Annotated in this window: 12 protein-coding genes; 6 read left to right on the top strand and 6 right to left on the bottom strand. The window is 74.7% G+C overall.

The genetic code is table 11. The annotated features are described in order from the left end of the window. The first annotated feature begins 43 nt into the window (after window positions 1–43). The 5 genes from FJK98_RS23875 to FJK98_RS23855 all read left to right on the top strand — a co-directional run bounded on the left by FJK98_RS23875 (window position 44) and on the right by FJK98_RS23855 (window position 4,071). Complete coding sequence (locus FJK98_RS23875) at window positions 44–223, top strand: hypothetical protein (RefSeq protein ID WP_144081605.1); 180 nt, start codon at window positions 44–46, stop codon at window positions 221–223. Window positions 224–263: 40 nt separating this feature from the next. Then, window positions 264–1,034: a methyltransferase domain-containing protein gene (locus tag FJK98_RS23870; RefSeq protein WP_145920994.1), complete on the top strand. Its 771-nt coding sequence runs from the start codon at window positions 264–266 to the stop codon at window positions 1,032–1,034. Next, complete coding sequence (locus FJK98_RS23865; RefSeq protein WP_145920993.1) at window positions 1,031–2,239, top strand: alkaline phosphatase family protein; 1,209 nt, start codon at window positions 1,031–1,033, stop codon at window positions 2,237–2,239. Before FJK98_RS23870 ends, FJK98_RS23865 begins: the two co-directional genes overlap by 4 nt. A 61-nt stretch (window positions 2,240–2,300) precedes the next feature. Next, window positions 2,301–3,560 (top strand): DNA polymerase IV, encoded by a 1,260-nt coding sequence (locus tag FJK98_RS23860; RefSeq protein WP_145920992.1) that lies wholly within the window; start codon window positions 2,301–2,303, stop codon window positions 3,558–3,560. Between the two features lie 115 nt (window positions 3,561–3,675). Beyond that, the gene (locus FJK98_RS23855; RefSeq protein WP_088643026.1) at window positions 3,676–4,071 is read left to right on the top strand and encodes a DUF3040 domain-containing protein; all 396 of its coding nucleotides are present in this window, start codon (window positions 3,676–3,678) and stop codon (window positions 4,069–4,071) included. A gap of 222 nt (window positions 4,072–4,293) precedes the next feature. Here the strand turns inward: FJK98_RS23855 and FJK98_RS23850 are convergent, their stop codons facing one another. The 3 genes from FJK98_RS23850 to FJK98_RS23840 all read right to left on the bottom strand — a co-directional run bounded on the left by FJK98_RS23850 (window position 4,294) and on the right by FJK98_RS23840 (window position 9,247). Beyond that, window positions 4,294–6,762, bottom strand: a complete 2,469-nt coding sequence (locus FJK98_RS23850; protein ID WP_145920991.1) for a DUF3488 and transglutaminase-like domain-containing protein — start codon at window positions 6,760–6,762, stop codon at window positions 4,294–4,296. 126 nt (window positions 6,763–6,888) lie between these two features. Further along, window positions 6,889–8,187, bottom strand: a complete 1,299-nt coding sequence (locus FJK98_RS23845; RefSeq protein ID WP_145920990.1) for a DUF58 domain-containing protein — start codon at window positions 8,185–8,187, stop codon at window positions 6,889–6,891. A 1-nt stretch (window position 8,188) separates the two neighbouring features. Next, window positions 8,189–9,247: a MoxR family ATPase gene (locus FJK98_RS23840; protein WP_088643029.1), complete on the bottom strand. Its 1,059-nt coding sequence runs from the start codon at window positions 9,245–9,247 to the stop codon at window positions 8,189–8,191. A gap of 486 nt (window positions 9,248–9,733) precedes the next feature. On the opposite strand from FJK98_RS23840, the gene leuS reads away from it, so the two are divergent. Beyond that, window positions 9,734–12,598 carry a leucine--tRNA ligase gene (gene leuS, locus FJK98_RS23835; RefSeq protein ID WP_145920989.1) on the top strand — a complete coding sequence of 955 codons (2,865 nt, stop codon included), beginning with the start codon at window positions 9,734–9,736 and terminating at the stop codon, window positions 12,596–12,598. 202 nt (window positions 12,599–12,800) lie between these two features. On the opposite strand, the gene FJK98_RS23830 is transcribed toward leuS, so the two are convergent. The 3 genes from FJK98_RS23830 to FJK98_RS23820 are packed head-to-tail and all read right to left on the bottom strand — an operon-like array spanning window position 12,801 to window position 15,472. Beyond that, on the bottom strand, window positions 12,801–13,496 hold the full coding sequence (locus tag FJK98_RS23830) for a TVP38/TMEM64 family protein (protein ID WP_240762302.1): 696 nt from the start codon (window positions 13,494–13,496) through the stop codon (window positions 12,801–12,803). A gap of 16 nt (window positions 13,497–13,512) precedes the next feature. Continuing rightward, window positions 13,513–14,235 (bottom strand): type 1 glutamine amidotransferase, encoded by a 723-nt coding sequence (locus tag FJK98_RS23825; RefSeq protein ID WP_145920988.1) that lies wholly within the window; start codon window positions 14,233–14,235, stop codon window positions 13,513–13,515. Then, complete coding sequence (locus tag FJK98_RS23820; protein WP_145922959.1) at window positions 14,225–15,472, bottom strand: MurT ligase domain-containing protein; 1,248 nt, start codon at window positions 15,470–15,472, stop codon at window positions 14,225–14,227. Before FJK98_RS23820 ends, FJK98_RS23825 begins: the two co-directional genes overlap by 11 nt. Window positions 15,473–15,684 lie beyond the last annotated feature (212 nt).

Here is a 15,684-nt window from a genome sequence, read left to right as displayed (position 1 = left end):
ACGCGCGGGCAGAGCGGCCCGCGCGCGGCAAGGGGGAAGACCAGTGACGATGGACAGTACGTACACCGGTGGACTGGCGAACGCCCGGCGCACCCGGCTGGGTGCCGGCTGGACGCCCGCCCAGGACGCCGAGCCGCGCGAGTACCAGGTGACCGAGGGGCCGGTGGCGAACATCCGCCGGTCCCGTGCCGAGGAGGACCCGGCCGGCGGCGGGGAGATCTGAGCCGGCGACGGCACCGCCGACGGGGGGTCGGGTGGCGTGGGTGACTAGGCTCGACCGGGTGGAACAGAGCACCCGCAGCCGGTTCGCCGAGCCGCCGTTGACCCCCCGTACCGCCGTCATCTGGTCGGTGCTCGCCGCCGAGTTGCAGCGGCGGGCCGACGACACGCTGACCGTGCTCGACGTGGGCGGCGGCACCGGCGGCTTCGCCGTGCCGCTCGCCCAGGCCGGCCACCGGGTGACCGTGGTCGACGCCAGCCCCGACGCGCTCGCCGCGCTCACCCGCCGGGCCGCCGAGGCCGGGGTCGCCGACCGGGTCCGTGCCGTGCAGGGCGACGGCGACGCGCTGACCGGGCTGGTCGAACCGGCCACCGTCGACCTGGTGCTGTGCCACGCGGTGCTGGAGGTGGTCGACGATCCGACGCCGGTGGTGGCCGCGCTGGCCGCCGCGCTGCGTCCCGGTGGCGCGGCGAGTGTGCTGGTCGCCGGCCGGGCCGCCGCCGTGCTGGGGCGGGCCATGAACGGCCACCTGGACGTCGCCGCCGCGCTGGCCGCCGCCCCCGACGGCGCCGCCGGGCCCCGGGACACCCTGCGCCGCCGCTTCGACGCCGAGGAGGCCACCGCCCTGTTGCGTGCCGCCGGCCTCACCGTCGAGGAGATCCACGGGGTACGCGTCCTCGCCGACCTGCTGCCCGCCACCGTCGCCGACGGCCAGCCGGGCGCCCTGGTCGAGCTGGAGAAGGCGCTGGCCGGGCGGCCGCCCTACCGGGACCTCGCGGCCCAACTGCACCTGTTCGCCCGCCGCCCGGCATGACCGCCGTGCCGGTGCCCCCGCCCGGTGCGACCCGGGCGGCCGGGCCGACGCCTCCGGCGGACCCGCTCGCGGTGGTGCCGCCGCGCTACGGCGGGGGCAGCCTGGCCGACGTGCTGCCCAGCGCGCTGGCCGTGCTCGGCGTGCCGGGCGCGGTCGACCTGCTCGGGCTCACCCCCGGCCTGGCCGGGGTACGCCGGGTCGCCGTGCTGCTCGTCGACGGCCTCGGCTGGTACCAGCTGCCCACCGCCGCCCGGTACGCCCCGACCCTGACCGGGCTGGCCGCGACGGTGGGCCGCCCGTTGACCTCCGGCTTCCCGTCCACCACCCCGACCAGTCTGGTGACGCTCGGGGCGGGGGCGGCCCCCGGCGCGCACGGCGTGCTCGGCTTCACCGTCCGGGTGCCCGGCACCGACCGGGTGCTCAACCACATCGACTGGCACGGCGACCCGGACCCGCTGCACTGGCAGCCGGTGCGCACCCAGTGGCAGCGGGCCCGTGCCGCCGGGGTCGCGGTGAGCGTGGTGAGCCGCCCCGAGTACGCCGGCAGCGGGCTCACCCTGGCCGCGAACCGGGGCGGCGACTACCGGGGCGCCGGCGGGGTGGACGCGCTGGCCCGGACGATGCTGGCGGCGCTGTCCGCCGGGGCCGGACCCACCCTGGTCTCCGGTTACCACCCCGACCTGGACCGGCACGGTCACCTCAGCGGGGTCGACTCGGCCCCGTGGCGGATCGCCGCCGCCGAGGTGGACGCCCTGCTCGCCCGTCTCGTCGACGGGCTGCCGGCCGACGCGGCGCTGCTGGTCACCGCCGACCACGGTCAGCTCGACGTGCCGGCGGGGCACCGGTTCGACCTGGACGCCGACCCACGGCTGCGGGCCGGCATCCGGGTGGTCGCCGGTGAGCCCCGGGTGCGCTACCTGCACGTCGCCCCGGGGGCGGTGGACGACGTGGTGGCCGCCTGGTCGGCGGTGCTCGGGCCGGCCGCCCGGGTGTGCACCAGGGAGGAGATGGTGGCCGAGGGGTGGTTCGGCCCGGTCGCCGAGGAGCACCTGTCCCGGGTCGGTGACGTGGTGGTGACCTGCCGCGACACGTACGCGGTGCTGGCCACCCGGTCGGAGCCGCCGGCGGTGTCCCGGCTGGTGGCGTACCACGGGGCGGACACCGCGGCGGAGATGACCGTGCCGCTGCTGGTGGTCCGCGGCTGACCGTGGCCGTCGCCCGTGGGCGGGCGGGACGGTTGTCGTACCGGGCGGTTAGCCTGCCGTAATGGGTCGGAGCCAGTCGTTGCCGCGCGGTGGCGACCCGCGCTTCGGGCCTGACGCCGACGACTCGGCCAGCCCGATCCTGCACGTCGACATGGACGCCTTCTTCGCCTCGGTCGAGGTGCGCCACCGGCCCGAGCTGCGCGGCCGGCCGGTGGTGGTCGGCGGGGTCGGGCCGCGCGGCGTGGTCAGCTCCGCCAGCTACGAGGCCCGCCGCTACGGCGTGCGCAGCGCCATGCCCACCGCGCGGGCCCGCGCGCTCTGCCCCGGCGCGGTCTACCTGCCTCCCGACTTCGCCCGCTACCGGGCGGCCTCCGACGCGGTGATGCGGATCTTCCGGGACGTCACCCCGCTGGTCGAGCCGCTCTCCCTCGACGAGGCGTTCCTCGACGTGGCGGGCGCCCGCCGGCTGTTCGGCCCGCCCGCCGCCATCGCCCGGCGCATCCGGGCCCGGGTGACGGCCGAGCAGGGGCTGACCTGTTCGGTCGGGGTGGGCCCGAGCAAGTTCGTGGCCAAGCTCGGCTCCACCCGGGCCAAGCCGGACGGCCTGCTCGTGGTGCCGGCCGGCCGGGTGCTGGAGTTCCTCCACCCGCTGCCCGTCGACGCGTTGTGGGGGGTGGGGGAGCGGTCCGCCGAGACGCTGCGCCGGCTCGGCCTGCGGACCATCGGCGACCTGGCCGAGGCGCCGGTCGGGATGCTGCGCAAGGCGCTCGGTGCGGCGTCCGCGACCCACCTGCACGAGCTGGCCCGGGGGCGGGACCCACGCCCGGTCAGCCCGGAGCACGTGGAGAAGTCGATCGGGGCCGAGGTGACCTTCGACGTCGACGTGGTCGACCCGCAGCAGATCCGGCGGTCGTTGCTGGCGCTCAGCGAGAAGGTGGGCAGCCGGCTGCGCGGGGCCGGTCAGGTGGGCCGGACGGTCTCGCTCAAGGTACGACTGTCGGATTTCCGCACCGTCAACCGGTCCCGGACGCTCGGCGTGGCCACCGACGTGGCCCGGGAGATCTTCGACACGTCCTGGGGCCTCTGGACGGCTCTCGACCCGGGTGAGCCGGTCCGGCTGGTGGGTGTGCGGGTGGAGGGTCTGGCGGGTGCGGTCGACACGCCGCGGCAGCTCGCCCTCGGCGCACCCGAGCGGGGTTGGCGGGAGGCGGAAACCGCCGCCGACGCCGCGGCTGCCCGTTTCGGGCGGTCCGTCATAGGTCCGGCCAGTCTGCTCGGCAAACGTGATCCCCGCCCCGGCGAAAATAGCAGTCGGCCATAGGTCGTCCCGCTTTCCGACGCGCGACCCCCCTCGTAGACTTGGCGGCAAGCAGCCGGTTGGCTGCCACGGTCTGTCGGCCCGACCGGGCCGACCAACGTGACCGGGGAGGAGTGCCGTGCCGCTCTCGGAGCACGAGCAGCGGCTGTTCGAGCAGATCGAGCGGTCGCTTGCCGAGGACCCCAAATTCGCCTCGGCCGTGCGCGCCAGCGACCCGCGTTTCCACACGCGGCGTCGCCTGCTCGTCGCTGCCGGCGTGGTGGTCGTCGGCCTGGCCCTGTTGGTCTACGGCGCGGTGATCAAGACGCCGCCACTGGCAGTGGCGGGGTTCGTCGTCATGCTGGCCGCGCTGGGCTATGCGGTGCAGTCGCACCGGCGGGGGCAGTCACCTGACCTGCACGTGGTGGGCGGCACGACGAGTCGTCGTCGCCCGCGTGGCCGCGGCGGCCGACGGCCGTCGTTGCTGGACCGCATGGAGGACCGGTGGCGGCAGCGCCCGGAGGGACATCGTTGAACCCCGTCCACCCCTGAGGTGGGCGGGCGACACCGACGACGGTAGGTGCCGGACGTAGTCCGGCCACCTCCGTCGCATCACCATGCCCGCGCCCTGCCCACCAGCCCGACCGACTCGTCCGCCGCCCTTGATCCCACTGCTGTGGGGCGAGGTGGCGGTATCCAGGACGGGCTGATACCGCCACCTCGCCCCACGAGCACCCCCGGCGGGCGGGCCGAGCACTCAGACGCGGCGGGTGGCCAGCAGGCGGCGGGGGTTCCAGCGCAGCAGCAGGCGACGCAGCCGCCCGGAGGCCGTCACCAGCCGCGCCGAGCTGTCGCCGAGCGAGGTACGCCAGCGCAGCAGCACCGACGGCGGCAGCACGGCGGCGAGCAGCCGGGTACGCCGGTCCGCCCGCGCGGCGAGGGTGTCGCGTACCGTCCGCAGCGCCGGGTGCAGGGGCTCGCCGGTGAGCGGGTCCCGGGCGTACCGGGCGCGTTCCTCGGCCCGGCCGAGCAGCCGTACCGCCGTGGCGGGGCCGGCATCCTCGCCGACCGCCTCCCGGGCCAGCCGCTCGGCGGTTGCCCGGGGCGTCTCCGTCCGGTCGATGCTGATCCGGTAGTCGACCAGGGTGTCCAGCAGCTCGTCCCAGGCGGCGTGGGCGTCCGCGCGGGCCCGCTCGGCGTCCGCTCCCAGCACCGTCATCGGGATGCTCGCGCCCGCCCCGTCGTCGGGGGCCACGCCGGCCGCCACCGGGGCGGGCCGACGGTGCCGCTGCCGGCGCAGCGCGCGCCGCCGCAGCGCCGGCAGCGCCAGCAGCACCGACAACGCGAGCAGCGCCCCCACCGTCCACCAGGGCCAGCTCGGGGCCTGCTCGACGGGGGCGCCGGTGGTCGGGTCGAACCCGGCGTCGGTGTCCTTGTCGGCGGCCTCGTCGCGCTGCGGCCCGGTCGTGGCGCCCGGGTCCTCCGGCGCGGCGGGCGCGGCCGTGTCCGACGGTTCCGGGTCCGGGGCGTCGGAGTCCGGCGCCCACGCCGACCGGGTCGACCCCTGGACGCCGTACGCCGGGGTGGCGTCGAACGGCACCCAGCCGAACCGGTCGAAGTAGACCTCCGTCCAGGCGTGCAGGTTGCGGTTGGTCAGGACGGCGGTGTCCCCGTCGACGCTGCTGCCGTTGGTGAAGCCGAACGCCACCCGGGCCGGGATGCCCGCCTCCCGCACCAGCCAGGCCAGCGCCGCCGCGTACTGCTGGCAGTAGCCGACCTTGTTGGTGAGGAAGTCGACGATCTCCTGGCCGCTGGTGCCGCCCTTGGTGCTCAGCGAGTAGCTGAAGCCGTTCTCCCGGGAGAAGTAGTCGTAGAGCGCCCGGACCCGGTCGTAGTCGGTGGACTTCCCCTCCACCAGCCGGTTGACCAGCAGGCTGACCTCGCGGACCTCCGGGGTGCGGGTCTGTTGCAGCCGGATCGGGTGCTCGGCCGGCAGCGGGCGGGCCCGCCGCAGCGCCGCCGGGGTGTACGTCGAGCGTACGTACTCGAAGGAGTAGCGCTTGCCCCGGGAGTTGTCCCGGTTGGAGAAGACCACCCCGAGGTTCTGGTCGTACGACCAGTTGCCGTTGAGCCCGTCGAAGCTCACCGGGTCGGTGTAGACCGGCACGAAGGGCATGTTCAGTGACCGGTTCACCTCCACGGTCGCCCGGTAGGTCTGCTGCTCCACCCCCGCCTGGGCCCGGTCGGCCGGGTCGGGCAGTTCCCGGTTCACCGGCCGGCCGTTGGGCGGGCGCACCCGGAAGCCGTCCGGGCGCAGCTCGTCGGCGACACCGAAGCGCAGGTAGAACGGGTTCTGCTCGGTGGTGGTGACGGTGACCATGTCGGCCACCTCGGACTGGTTGAGCTGCCCGCTGAGTGCTGCGAAGAGGTCGATCCGGCCGGGCCCGCCGCCCTGCCCGAGGCGTCCGTTGCCGGTGCCGTTGCCGGCGGTGTTGAACTGGTCCAGCAGCCCGCCGCTCATCCCGGGCACGGCCAGCGGCAGCACCACGGCCAGCACCACCCCGACCACCGCCAGCCGGCGACCGGCGGCGGCCAGCGGGGAGGACTCCCAGACGTCCACGTCGCGGCCCTCGCCGGTGAACCGGCGACCGAACCGGCGAACCCGGTCGACGTTGTCGGTCACCAGCAGCCAGAGGTAGCCGGCGGCGCCGACCACGAACGGCAGCGCGGGGACGCTGTCCACGTAGACCGCGACCGGCACCGAGTAGATGGCCAGCATGGGCAGCCCGGCCAGGGCCGGACGGCGCAGCCCGACGGCGAGCACGTCGACCACGATCGCCACCGAGCCCACCCCGAGCACGCTGATGAACAGCAGCGGGGTGGTGTCCGGCACCTTCACCCCGTAGGAGCGCATGTCCTGCAACGAGCCCTGCGCCAGCTCACCGAAGTGGGCCAGCGTCCCCGGGGTGGGCAGGAAGGCGACCAGCTCGCCACCGCCCGGGAAGAGCCAGGTCAGGGCGAGCAGCAGACCGGCGAGCATGCCCAGCACCTGACCCCACAGCGGGGCCCGGACCAGCCGGGTGAGCGCCGCCGCGCCGGCCACCACGGCGACCGCGATGGCCGACTGGATCAGCCAGGTCCACTGTTGGAAGATCGACGACAGCGGGGCCGCGGCGAGCAGGGTCGCCGTGGCGGCCACGAAGCCGATGTTCCGGGACGCGATCACGACGTCACCCTCTCTGTCGTCGGGCGTCGGTGGCGGGGCCGGCCGCACGGCGGCCGGCGACGGCGGTACGCCTGTCGGCGGTGCGGCGGCCGGGGGGACGGTGCCGGTGCGCCGCCGGCCGACGGCTCACCGGACGGCCCCGGCGACCGTCTCGGCGAGCGCCGCACGCAGCGCGAAACCCTGCGACCCGCGCCCGGCCTGCGGCCAGAGCGCCGGCAGTTGGCCGTCGTGGTCGACCCCGATGACCCGCCAGCCGCCCTGCAACAGGGACAGCGCGGCGGCGGCGTGGGCCTGTTCGGACTCGAACCGGGCCCGCTCGGGCAGGCTGAGCCAGGTGGAGCTGTGCAGCACGAAACCGACACAGGTCGCCCCGTTGCCGCGCAGCCCGCCGAGCAGTTCCGCCTCGCTGGTGGTCAGCGACCCGAACAGCGCGATGATCAGGCCCCCGTCGGCGCGCTGCCGGACCCGCTGCACCAGCGTCGCCACGTCGCCACGCTGGTCGAGCCGGACGTCGGCGAGGTGGTCGAGGAGCAGGCCGTCCCCGGTGGCCTCGCTGGCGTCGACGTCGACCCCGTCCCCGGTGACCAGGCGCAGCTTGTAGCCGGCCTGGCGCAGGTGCACGGCGATGCTGGCGGCGGCGGAGACCGCCCACTCGAAACTGGCCGTCGGGCCTTCGCCCCGGTGCCCGTGCGCCCGGGTGTCCAGCAGCACCGTGGCCCGGCTCTCCCAAGGCTGCTCCTCGCGGCGCACCATCAGCTCACCGGTGCGGGCGGTCGACTTCCAGTGCACCCGGCGCAGGTCGTCGCCCATCCGGTACTCCCGGGTGGCGGCGTCGTCCTCGCCGTGCACCGCCACCGACCGGGCCCGGCTGTCGCCGCTGCCGGCGTACTCGCCGGGCAGCCGTACCGAGGGCAGCGGGGTGACCTGCGGGATCACGGTGAGCTGTTCGGTGCTGGGGAACGCCCGGCTCAGCTCGCACAACCCGAACGGGTCGGTCATCCGGATCACCAGCGGACCCACCTCGTACCGGCCGCGCACGTCGGCGCGGACCGTGTACGCCACCGAGCTGGCCTGGTGCGCGCCGAGCCGTTCCAGCACCACCCGGGGCCGGCTGCCCAGCGCGTACGGCAGCCGGTCCTCCAGCAGCAGGGTGCCGGTGGGCAGCCGGGACATGTTCTGCAACCGCAGCACCACCCGGGAGCTGGCCCCGACCGGCACCCGGTGCGGGTCCAGCGAGCGGTTGCAGGCCAGCTTGTACCGGGTCCGGCCGACGTAGAGCGCGGCGAGCAGCGGCAGGACGGCGAGCAGCACCGCCACCCGGAGCAGGTCCCGTTCGCCGAGGATGCCGGCCGAGATCGCGGCGGCGATGGCTGCCGCCAGGAACGAACGGCCCCGGGTGGTCAGGCCGCGCAGCCCGTCCCGCACGTCACGGCCTCCGCGGCTCGAACGGCGGGCGGCCGTTGCCGGCGGCGGGGCGGGGCGTGTCGTACCCGGTGGGGCGCTTGCGGTCCGGCGGCAGGGCCAGCCGGTGCACCAGCTCGGCGACGATCGCGTCGGTGGTGCGGCGGGCCAGCTGGGCGTCGGCCGTGGGGATGATCCGGTGGGCCAGCACCGGCACCGCGAGCGCCTGGAGGTCGTCGGGGAGCACGTAGTCGCGGCCCTCCAGGGCGGCCACCGCGCGGGCGGTGCGCAGCAGCTGGAGGGTGGCCCGGGGGGACGCGCCCAACCGCAGGTCGGGGGCCTCCCGGGTGGCGGTGACCAGGTCGACGGCGTACTGCTTGACGGCGTCGGCGACGTGCACGTTGCGGACGGTGGCGATCAGGCGGCGTACCGTGTCGGCGTCGGAGACCGGGCGCAGCTCCTGGAGCGGGTCGGCGGCGCCGTGCCCGTCCAGCATGGCCAGCTCGGCGTCCGGGCCGGGGTAGCCCATCGCGATCCGGGCGGTGAACCGGTCGCGCTGCGCCTCCGGCAGGGGGTACGTCCCCTCCATCTCGATCGGGTTCTGGGTGGCGATCACCATGAACGGGGTCTGGAGCTGGTAGGTGACGCCGTCGACGGTGACCTGCCGTTCCTCCATGCACTCCAGCAGCGCGGACTGGGTCTTCGGGGAGGCCCGGTTGATCTCGTCGCCGACCACCAGGTTGGCGAAGACCGCACCGGGGCGGAACTCGAAGTCGTGCGTCTCCTGGTTGTAGACGCTGACCCCGGTGACGTCGCTGGGCAGCAGGTCGGGGGTGAACTGGATGCGCCGCACCGAACAGTCGATGGACCGGGCGAGCGCCTTGGCCAGCTTGGTCTTGCCGACTCCCGGGACGTCCTCGATCAGCAGGTGCCCCTCGGCCAGCAGGACGGCCAGGGCGAGCCGGACGGTCGCTGTCTTGCCCTCGATGACCTGCTCGATGTTGGCCACGATGGCCTCGCTGGCGGCGCGGAACTCGTCGTGCGGCAGCACGCCGCCCACCTCGTCCCAGGTCTGTTGTGTCACGGGCCTTCTCCTCGTCGCGACGGCAGCTCGGTAAAGAGCACCTGGACCCGTCGTTCGGTTCGCAACGGGAAGCCTCGTCTGCCGCAGGAATCGCACTGGTCTCTCAGGCTAACCATGTTTACGGTGAACGCCGAACCCTGCCGGAAGTCGGCCGGTCACGCAGCGGATATTCGTCAGGTCGGGGGACCGGACGCGGCCGGGCGACCACGGAAGGTGACGGTCACGCGGTGGATGTGCCGGGCGGTCGACCGACGCCACGGGGTACACTCCCGGACATGGCCGGAGTCTTCCTGCTTCTTACCGGGCCGTGCTGATGCGCTGACGCGCGACAGCACGGCGGCCCCTCCTGTGCGAGGGGCTTTTTCGTGCCCGCGGCAGGGTCTCCCCGACCCGACCCGACCCGACCGCGCCGGTCCCGCCCGAGGGCACCGGTCCCCGACGATCGCGTCAGTGCGACATGACCGCGACGACCGCCAAGGAGAAGGCATGAGTGAGGCAGCCGCACCGGCGGGCGACATCCCCCCGTACCGGTACACCGCGGCCATGGCCGACGAGATCGAGCGTCGGTGGCAGGACACCTGGGAGCGGGAGGGCACCTTCCACGCGCCGAACCCGACCGGCCCGCTGGCCGACCCGGGTCACCCCCGGGCGGGCGCGGAGAAGCTGTACGTGCTGGACATGTTCCCGTACCCGTCCGGGGCGGGGCTGCACGTCGGGCACCCGCTGGGCTACATCGGCACCGACTGCTTCGCCCGCTACCAGCGGATGGCCGGGCGCAACGTGCTGCACGCGATGGGCTTCGACGCGTTCGGCCTGCCCGCCGAGCAGTACGCGGTGCAGACCGGCACCCACCCCCGGACGACCACGGTGGCCAACATCGAGCGGTACAAGGCGCAGCTGCGCCGGCTGGGGCTGGCCCACGACGAGCGGCGCTCGGTGGCCACCATCGACACCGACTTCTACCGGTGGACCCAGTGGATCTTCCTGCAGGTCTACAACTCCTGGTACGACGCCGACGCCCGTAGGGCCCGGCCGGTCGCCGAGCTGACCGCCGAGTTCGCCGCCGGTGACCGGCCCACCCCCGACGGCCGGGCCTGGGCCGAGCTGAGCCCGGCCGAGCAGCGGCGGATCGTCGACGACCACCGGCTGGCGTACGTCTCGGAGGCGCCGGTCAACTGGTGCCCGGGGCTGGGCACCGTGCTGGCCAACGAGGAGGTCACCCCGGACGGCCGCTCCGACCGGGGCAACTTCCCGGTGTTCAAGCGCAACCTGAAGCAGTGGATGATGCGGATCACCGCGTACGGTGACCGGCTGCTGGACGATCTGGACACCCTGGACTGGCCCGAGTCGATCAAGCTGCAACAGCGCAACTGGATCGGCCGGTCCACCGGCGCGCACATCGACTTCGCGACCGGGCCCACCGGTTCCGGTGTCGCGGGCGAAGCCCGCATCAGGGTGTTCACCACCCGGCCGGACACCATCTTCGGGGCCACCTACCTGGTGCTGGCCCCCGAGCACGAGCTGGTCGACGCGCTGACCCCGGCCACCTGGCCGGCCGGGACGCGGGACGCCTGGACCGGTGGGCACACCGGCCCCCGGGAGGCCGTCGAGGCGTACCGGAAGGCGGCGGCGGCCAAGACCGACGTGGAGCGGCAGGCCGACACGAAGGAGAAGACCGGCGTCTTCGTCGGCGCGTACGCCACCCATCCGGTCACCGGCGGGCAGATCCCGATCTTCATCGCCGACTACGTGCTGGCCGGCTACGGCACCGGCGCGATCATGGCGGTGCCCGCCCAGGACGAGCGGGACTGGGCCTTCGCCGAGGTCTTCGACCTGCCGATCGTGCGTACCGTGCAGCCGGCCGACGGGTTCGACGGTCAGGCGTACACCGGGGACGGGCCGGCGATCAACAGCGCCGCGCCCGAGCGCGGCCTGGACCTGAACGGGCTGGGGGTGGCCGACGCCAAGGCGGCGATCATCGCCTGGCTGGAGGCCAACGGCCACGGCGTCGGCGCGGTCACCTGGCGGTTGCGGGACTGGCTGTTCTCCCGGCAGCGCTACTGGGGCGAGCCGTTCCCGATCGTCTACGACTCCACCGGCGCGGCGGTCGCGCTGCCCGAGGAGATGCTGCCGGTCGAACTGCCCGAGGTGGACGACTTCTCGCCCAAGACGTTCGACCCGGACGACGCCGCGAGCAACCCGGAGACCCCGCTGTCGCGGCGGCGCGACTGGGTGGAGGTGGAGCTGGACCTGGGTGACGGGCCCAAGCGGTACACCCGGGAGACCAACGTGATGCCCCAGTGGGCGGGCTCCTGCTGGTACGAGCTGCGCTACCTGGACCCGACCAACTCCGGGCGGTTCGTCGACCCGGAGAACGAGGCGTACTGGATGGGCCCGCGCGCCGACGGCGACTGCGGGGGCACCGACCTGTACGTCGGCGGCGCCGAGCACGCCGTGCTGCACCTGCTGTACGCCCGGTTCTGGCACAAGGTGCTGTACGACCTGGGCCACGTGTCGTCGTTCGAGCCGTTCCGCAAGCTGTTCAACCAGGGCATGATCCAGGCGTACGCGTTCCGCGACTCCCGGGGCACGCCGGTGCCGGCCGAGGAGGTCGTCGAGGTCGACGGCCGCTGGTTCCACGGCGAGCACGAGGTGACCCGCGAGTACGGCAAGATGGGCAAGTCGCTGCGCAACGTGGTCACCCCCGACGACATGTGCGCGGCCTACGGCGCGGACACCTTCCGGGTGTACGAGATGTCGATGGGCCCGCTGGAGGTGTCCCGCCCCTGGGAGACCCGCGCCGTGGTCGGGTCGTACCGGTTCCTGCAACGGGTCTGGCGGGCCGTGGTCGACGAGCAGACCGGCGCGCCCCGGGTCACCGACGCGCCGGCCGACGAGGCCACCCGACGGCTGCTGCACAAGGTGATCGACGGGGTCCGGGCCGACATGGAGGGCATCCGGTTCAACACCGCGATCGCCAAGCTGATCGAGCTGACCAACGCGGTGACCCGGCTGGAGCGGACCCCGCGCGAGGTGGCCGAGCCGCTGGTGCTGATGCTGGCCCCGTTCGCCCCGCACGTGGCCGAGGAGCTGTGGCGGATGCTGGGCCACGCCACCTCGCTGGCGTACGCCGACTTCCCGGCCGCCGACCCGGCCCTGCTGGTCGCCGACACGGTCACCTACCCGGTTCAGGTCAACGGCAAGGTCCGGGGCCGGATCGAGGTGCCCGCCGACGCGGCGCAGGAGGCCGTCCGGGCGGCGGCCCTGGAGGCGGTCGCGTCCGCGCTGGCCGGCAGGGAGCCGCGCAAGGTCATCGTGGTGCCGGGCCGGCTGGTCTCGGTGGTCGCCTGACGGTGCCACCCGCCCGTGCGGGGCGGCTCGTGCGGCCGGGGGCCGCGGTAGCGCACGGTGACGGCGGCCGGGACAACTGTCGACGTGGAGCGGTATGCCTGAGCGTCATACTCATGACTCTCAGGCATACCGCTCACCCGACCCGACCATTCCGGCGGGACCGTCCCGGGCCGCCGCGCATCGGCAGGCCGGTTCCGCCCGGTCAGGGGCGTGGGTCGGCGACCACGGCCCGGCGGGCGCGCTCCGCCCGCCACCACTGGTACGCCAGCACCGCGCTGGCGATCAGCCCCAGGCTGGCCGGGGCGGCGGCGTACCAGTTGATGCTGCCGGGGGAGCTGGCCGCCGCGCCGATCGCGGCATAGCCGAAGGCGGTCGGGGCGGAGGCCAGCACGCTGCCGACCAGGAACGGCAGCACCCGCGCCCCGGTGGTGCCGTAGCCGTAGCTGACCAGGCCGAACCCGGCGATCGGCAGCATCCGTACGGTGATCACGCCGAGCACGCTCTGCCGGGCGAACCAGCCGTCGAGCCGGGCCAGCCGGCCGCGTACCCGCTCGGCGACGAACTCCCGGCCCAGCACCCGGCCGACGGCGAAGCCGAGCGCGGCGGCCAGCAGCGCCGCGCCGAGCGCGTACGCCGCCCCCTCCAGCGGGCCGAAGACCGCCCCCGCCACCAGCGTGACGAACGTACGCGGGACCAGCGCCACCAGCAGCAGGGCCCCGACGACGATCCCGGCGACCGGGGCGTACCCGCCGAGCGGGTCGGCCAGCCGGGGCAGCTCGGCGACGTCCGGTTGGGGCGTCACCAGCAGCAGCGCCGCGAACCCCGCCAGCATGACCAGCAGCAGAGCGAACCGACGTGCCGACGGCTGGCGCAGCAGCCGCCGGACGGCGGGGATCACGGGCGGGCGGCGGACATCACGGGCGGGCGGCGGCGGCCACGGCGGCACGGCGTTCGGTGCGCAGCCGCTCGGCCCAGGTGTCGTCCAGCGGCGGGAGCTGGTGCGCGCCGGTGGCCCAGCGCAGCAGCAGGTCGGCCAGGGCGGGGTTGCGGGCCAGCGCCGGCCCGTGCGAATACGTGCCCAGCAGCTTGCCCCGCCACGCGCCCTCGGTGACGCCGTCGTTGCCGACCCCGGCACTGACCCGGGCCAGCGGCGACACGCCGGGGCCGAGGTGGGTCCGGCCGCCGTGGTTCTCGAACCCGGACAGCGGCGGCACCCCCAGCCTCGGGTCGATCTCGCCGGCCAGCTCGCCGACCGCCCGGGTCGGACCCCGGTCGGAGGACAGGTCGAGCAGCTCCAGCCCGGCGCACCGGGTGCCCTTGGCGAAGAAGGAGGTGCCGAGGAGCTGGTAGCCGGCGCAGACGCCGAAGACCACCGAGCCCTGGGCGACGGCCCGGTGCAGGCCGCCGTCGGCGAGCAGCCGCTGCGCGCCGAGCGCCTGCGGGCCGTCCTCGCCGCCGCCGAGCAGGTAGATGTCGGCGGTGGCGGGCAGCCGCTGGTCGGAGCGGACCTCCAGCACCTCGACCGGCATCCCGCGCTGCTGCGCCCGGCGGGCCAGGATCAGCAGGTTGCCCCGGTCGCCGTAGGTGGAGAGCAGGTCGGGGTAGATCCAGACGATACGCAGGCTCTCAGTTGACACGGTCCAACTCCGCTCGGATGTCCTGGAAGGCGGTGTAGTTCGCGATGACCTCCAGCCGGCCCGGCGGGACCGCCCGGACCGCCTCGCCGAACGCCCGGACGTGCTGGAACGGCACCCCGTTGACGTCGAGCCGGACCGCCAGGTCGTACGCGCGGTCGCCGGTGATCAGCACCTGCCGGCCGCGTAGCGGGGCGAAGTCGACGTCGAACAGCCAGGAGGTGTCCAGCCCGTCGGGGTCACGGGCGTTGATGGAGAGCAGGGTGGGCGCCTCGTCGGCCATGTCGAACGCCTCCAGCCAGCTGGCCGGGTTCTTGGCCAGCAGCAGCCGGATGTTGCGCCCGTCCCGGTCGACCTGGGCGTACCGGCCGGCGACCGAGGTGACCGTGTGCAGCCGGGAGACCGCGTCGACGGGGCGTACCCCGAACTCGGCGGCGACGGCCAGCGCGGTGGCCGCGTTGCCGAGGTTGACCTTGCCGGGGAGCTGGAGGGTCACCTTGTGCCAGGCCCCGGTGGGGTCGAGCACGCCGTCGTCCTCCACCGTCCACTGGGCGTCGGGGCGGCGCAGCGGGCAGCCGGTGCACCACCACTGCTCGCCGGAACGCTGGATGGTGGAGCCGCACTCCGGGCAGACCCAGGAGTCGTCGTGCCAGCGCTGGCCGGCGCTGAACCAGGTGACGTGCGGCGGGCGGACGCCCTGCGCGGGGTCGGCCGGCGGGGTGGCCGCCCAGACCACCATCGGGTCGTCGGCGTTGGCCACCACCCGCACGTCGGTGTGCCGGACCAGCGCCGCGCGCCAGAGCTGCGCCATCATGGCGACCTCCTTGGCCCGGTCGAGCTGGTCGCGGGAGAGGTTGAGCAGGGCCACCACGTGCGGCTCGGTGGCCTCCAGCACCTGCGCGAGGTAGTGCTCGTCGACCTCCAGCACCGCGTACGGGGTGCTGCCGGCCTTGGCCAGCGCCGAGGTGTGCCCGGTGGGCATGTTGGCGCCGAACGAGTTGGTGGCGACCCGGCCGAGCACGCCGACGGCGGCGGCGCTGAGCCGGGTGGTGGTGGTCTTGCCGTTGGTGCCGGAGATCAGCGCGATGGCGCGTCCGGCCGAGAGGTGGGCCAGCAGGTCCGGGTCGATCTTCAGCCCGATCCATCCGCCGATCACCGAGCCGTCGCCCCGGCCGGCGGCGCGCGACAGCGCCGCGGCGGTCCTCGACACGGAGCTGGCCACCTTCGCCCGCAGGGGCATCTTCGCGTCCGTCACGCGAGCGAGGTTACCGGACCTCCGCGCCCGCCAGATCGCCGCCGACGGCGAACCGTTCGGTCGGGGCGGGCCGGGCGTCCGGTCGGCGGACGCTCCACCGGATGGAGTCGATCTATGTCGGGTAGCGGACGCGGCCCCGGCCCGGCGCGGCCCTCCACTCCGCTCCACCGGCTCTGACGTGCGGTTTTAGCCGCGAC

The organism is Micromonospora sp. HM134, from assembly GCF_007833915.1.
Taxonomy (GTDB): Bacteria; Actinomycetota; Actinomycetes; order Mycobacteriales; family Micromonosporaceae; genus Micromonospora; species Micromonospora wenchangensis.
Note: the sequence above shows the minus strand (reverse complement) of the source record. Positions and strands in the feature narration are given on the sequence as shown.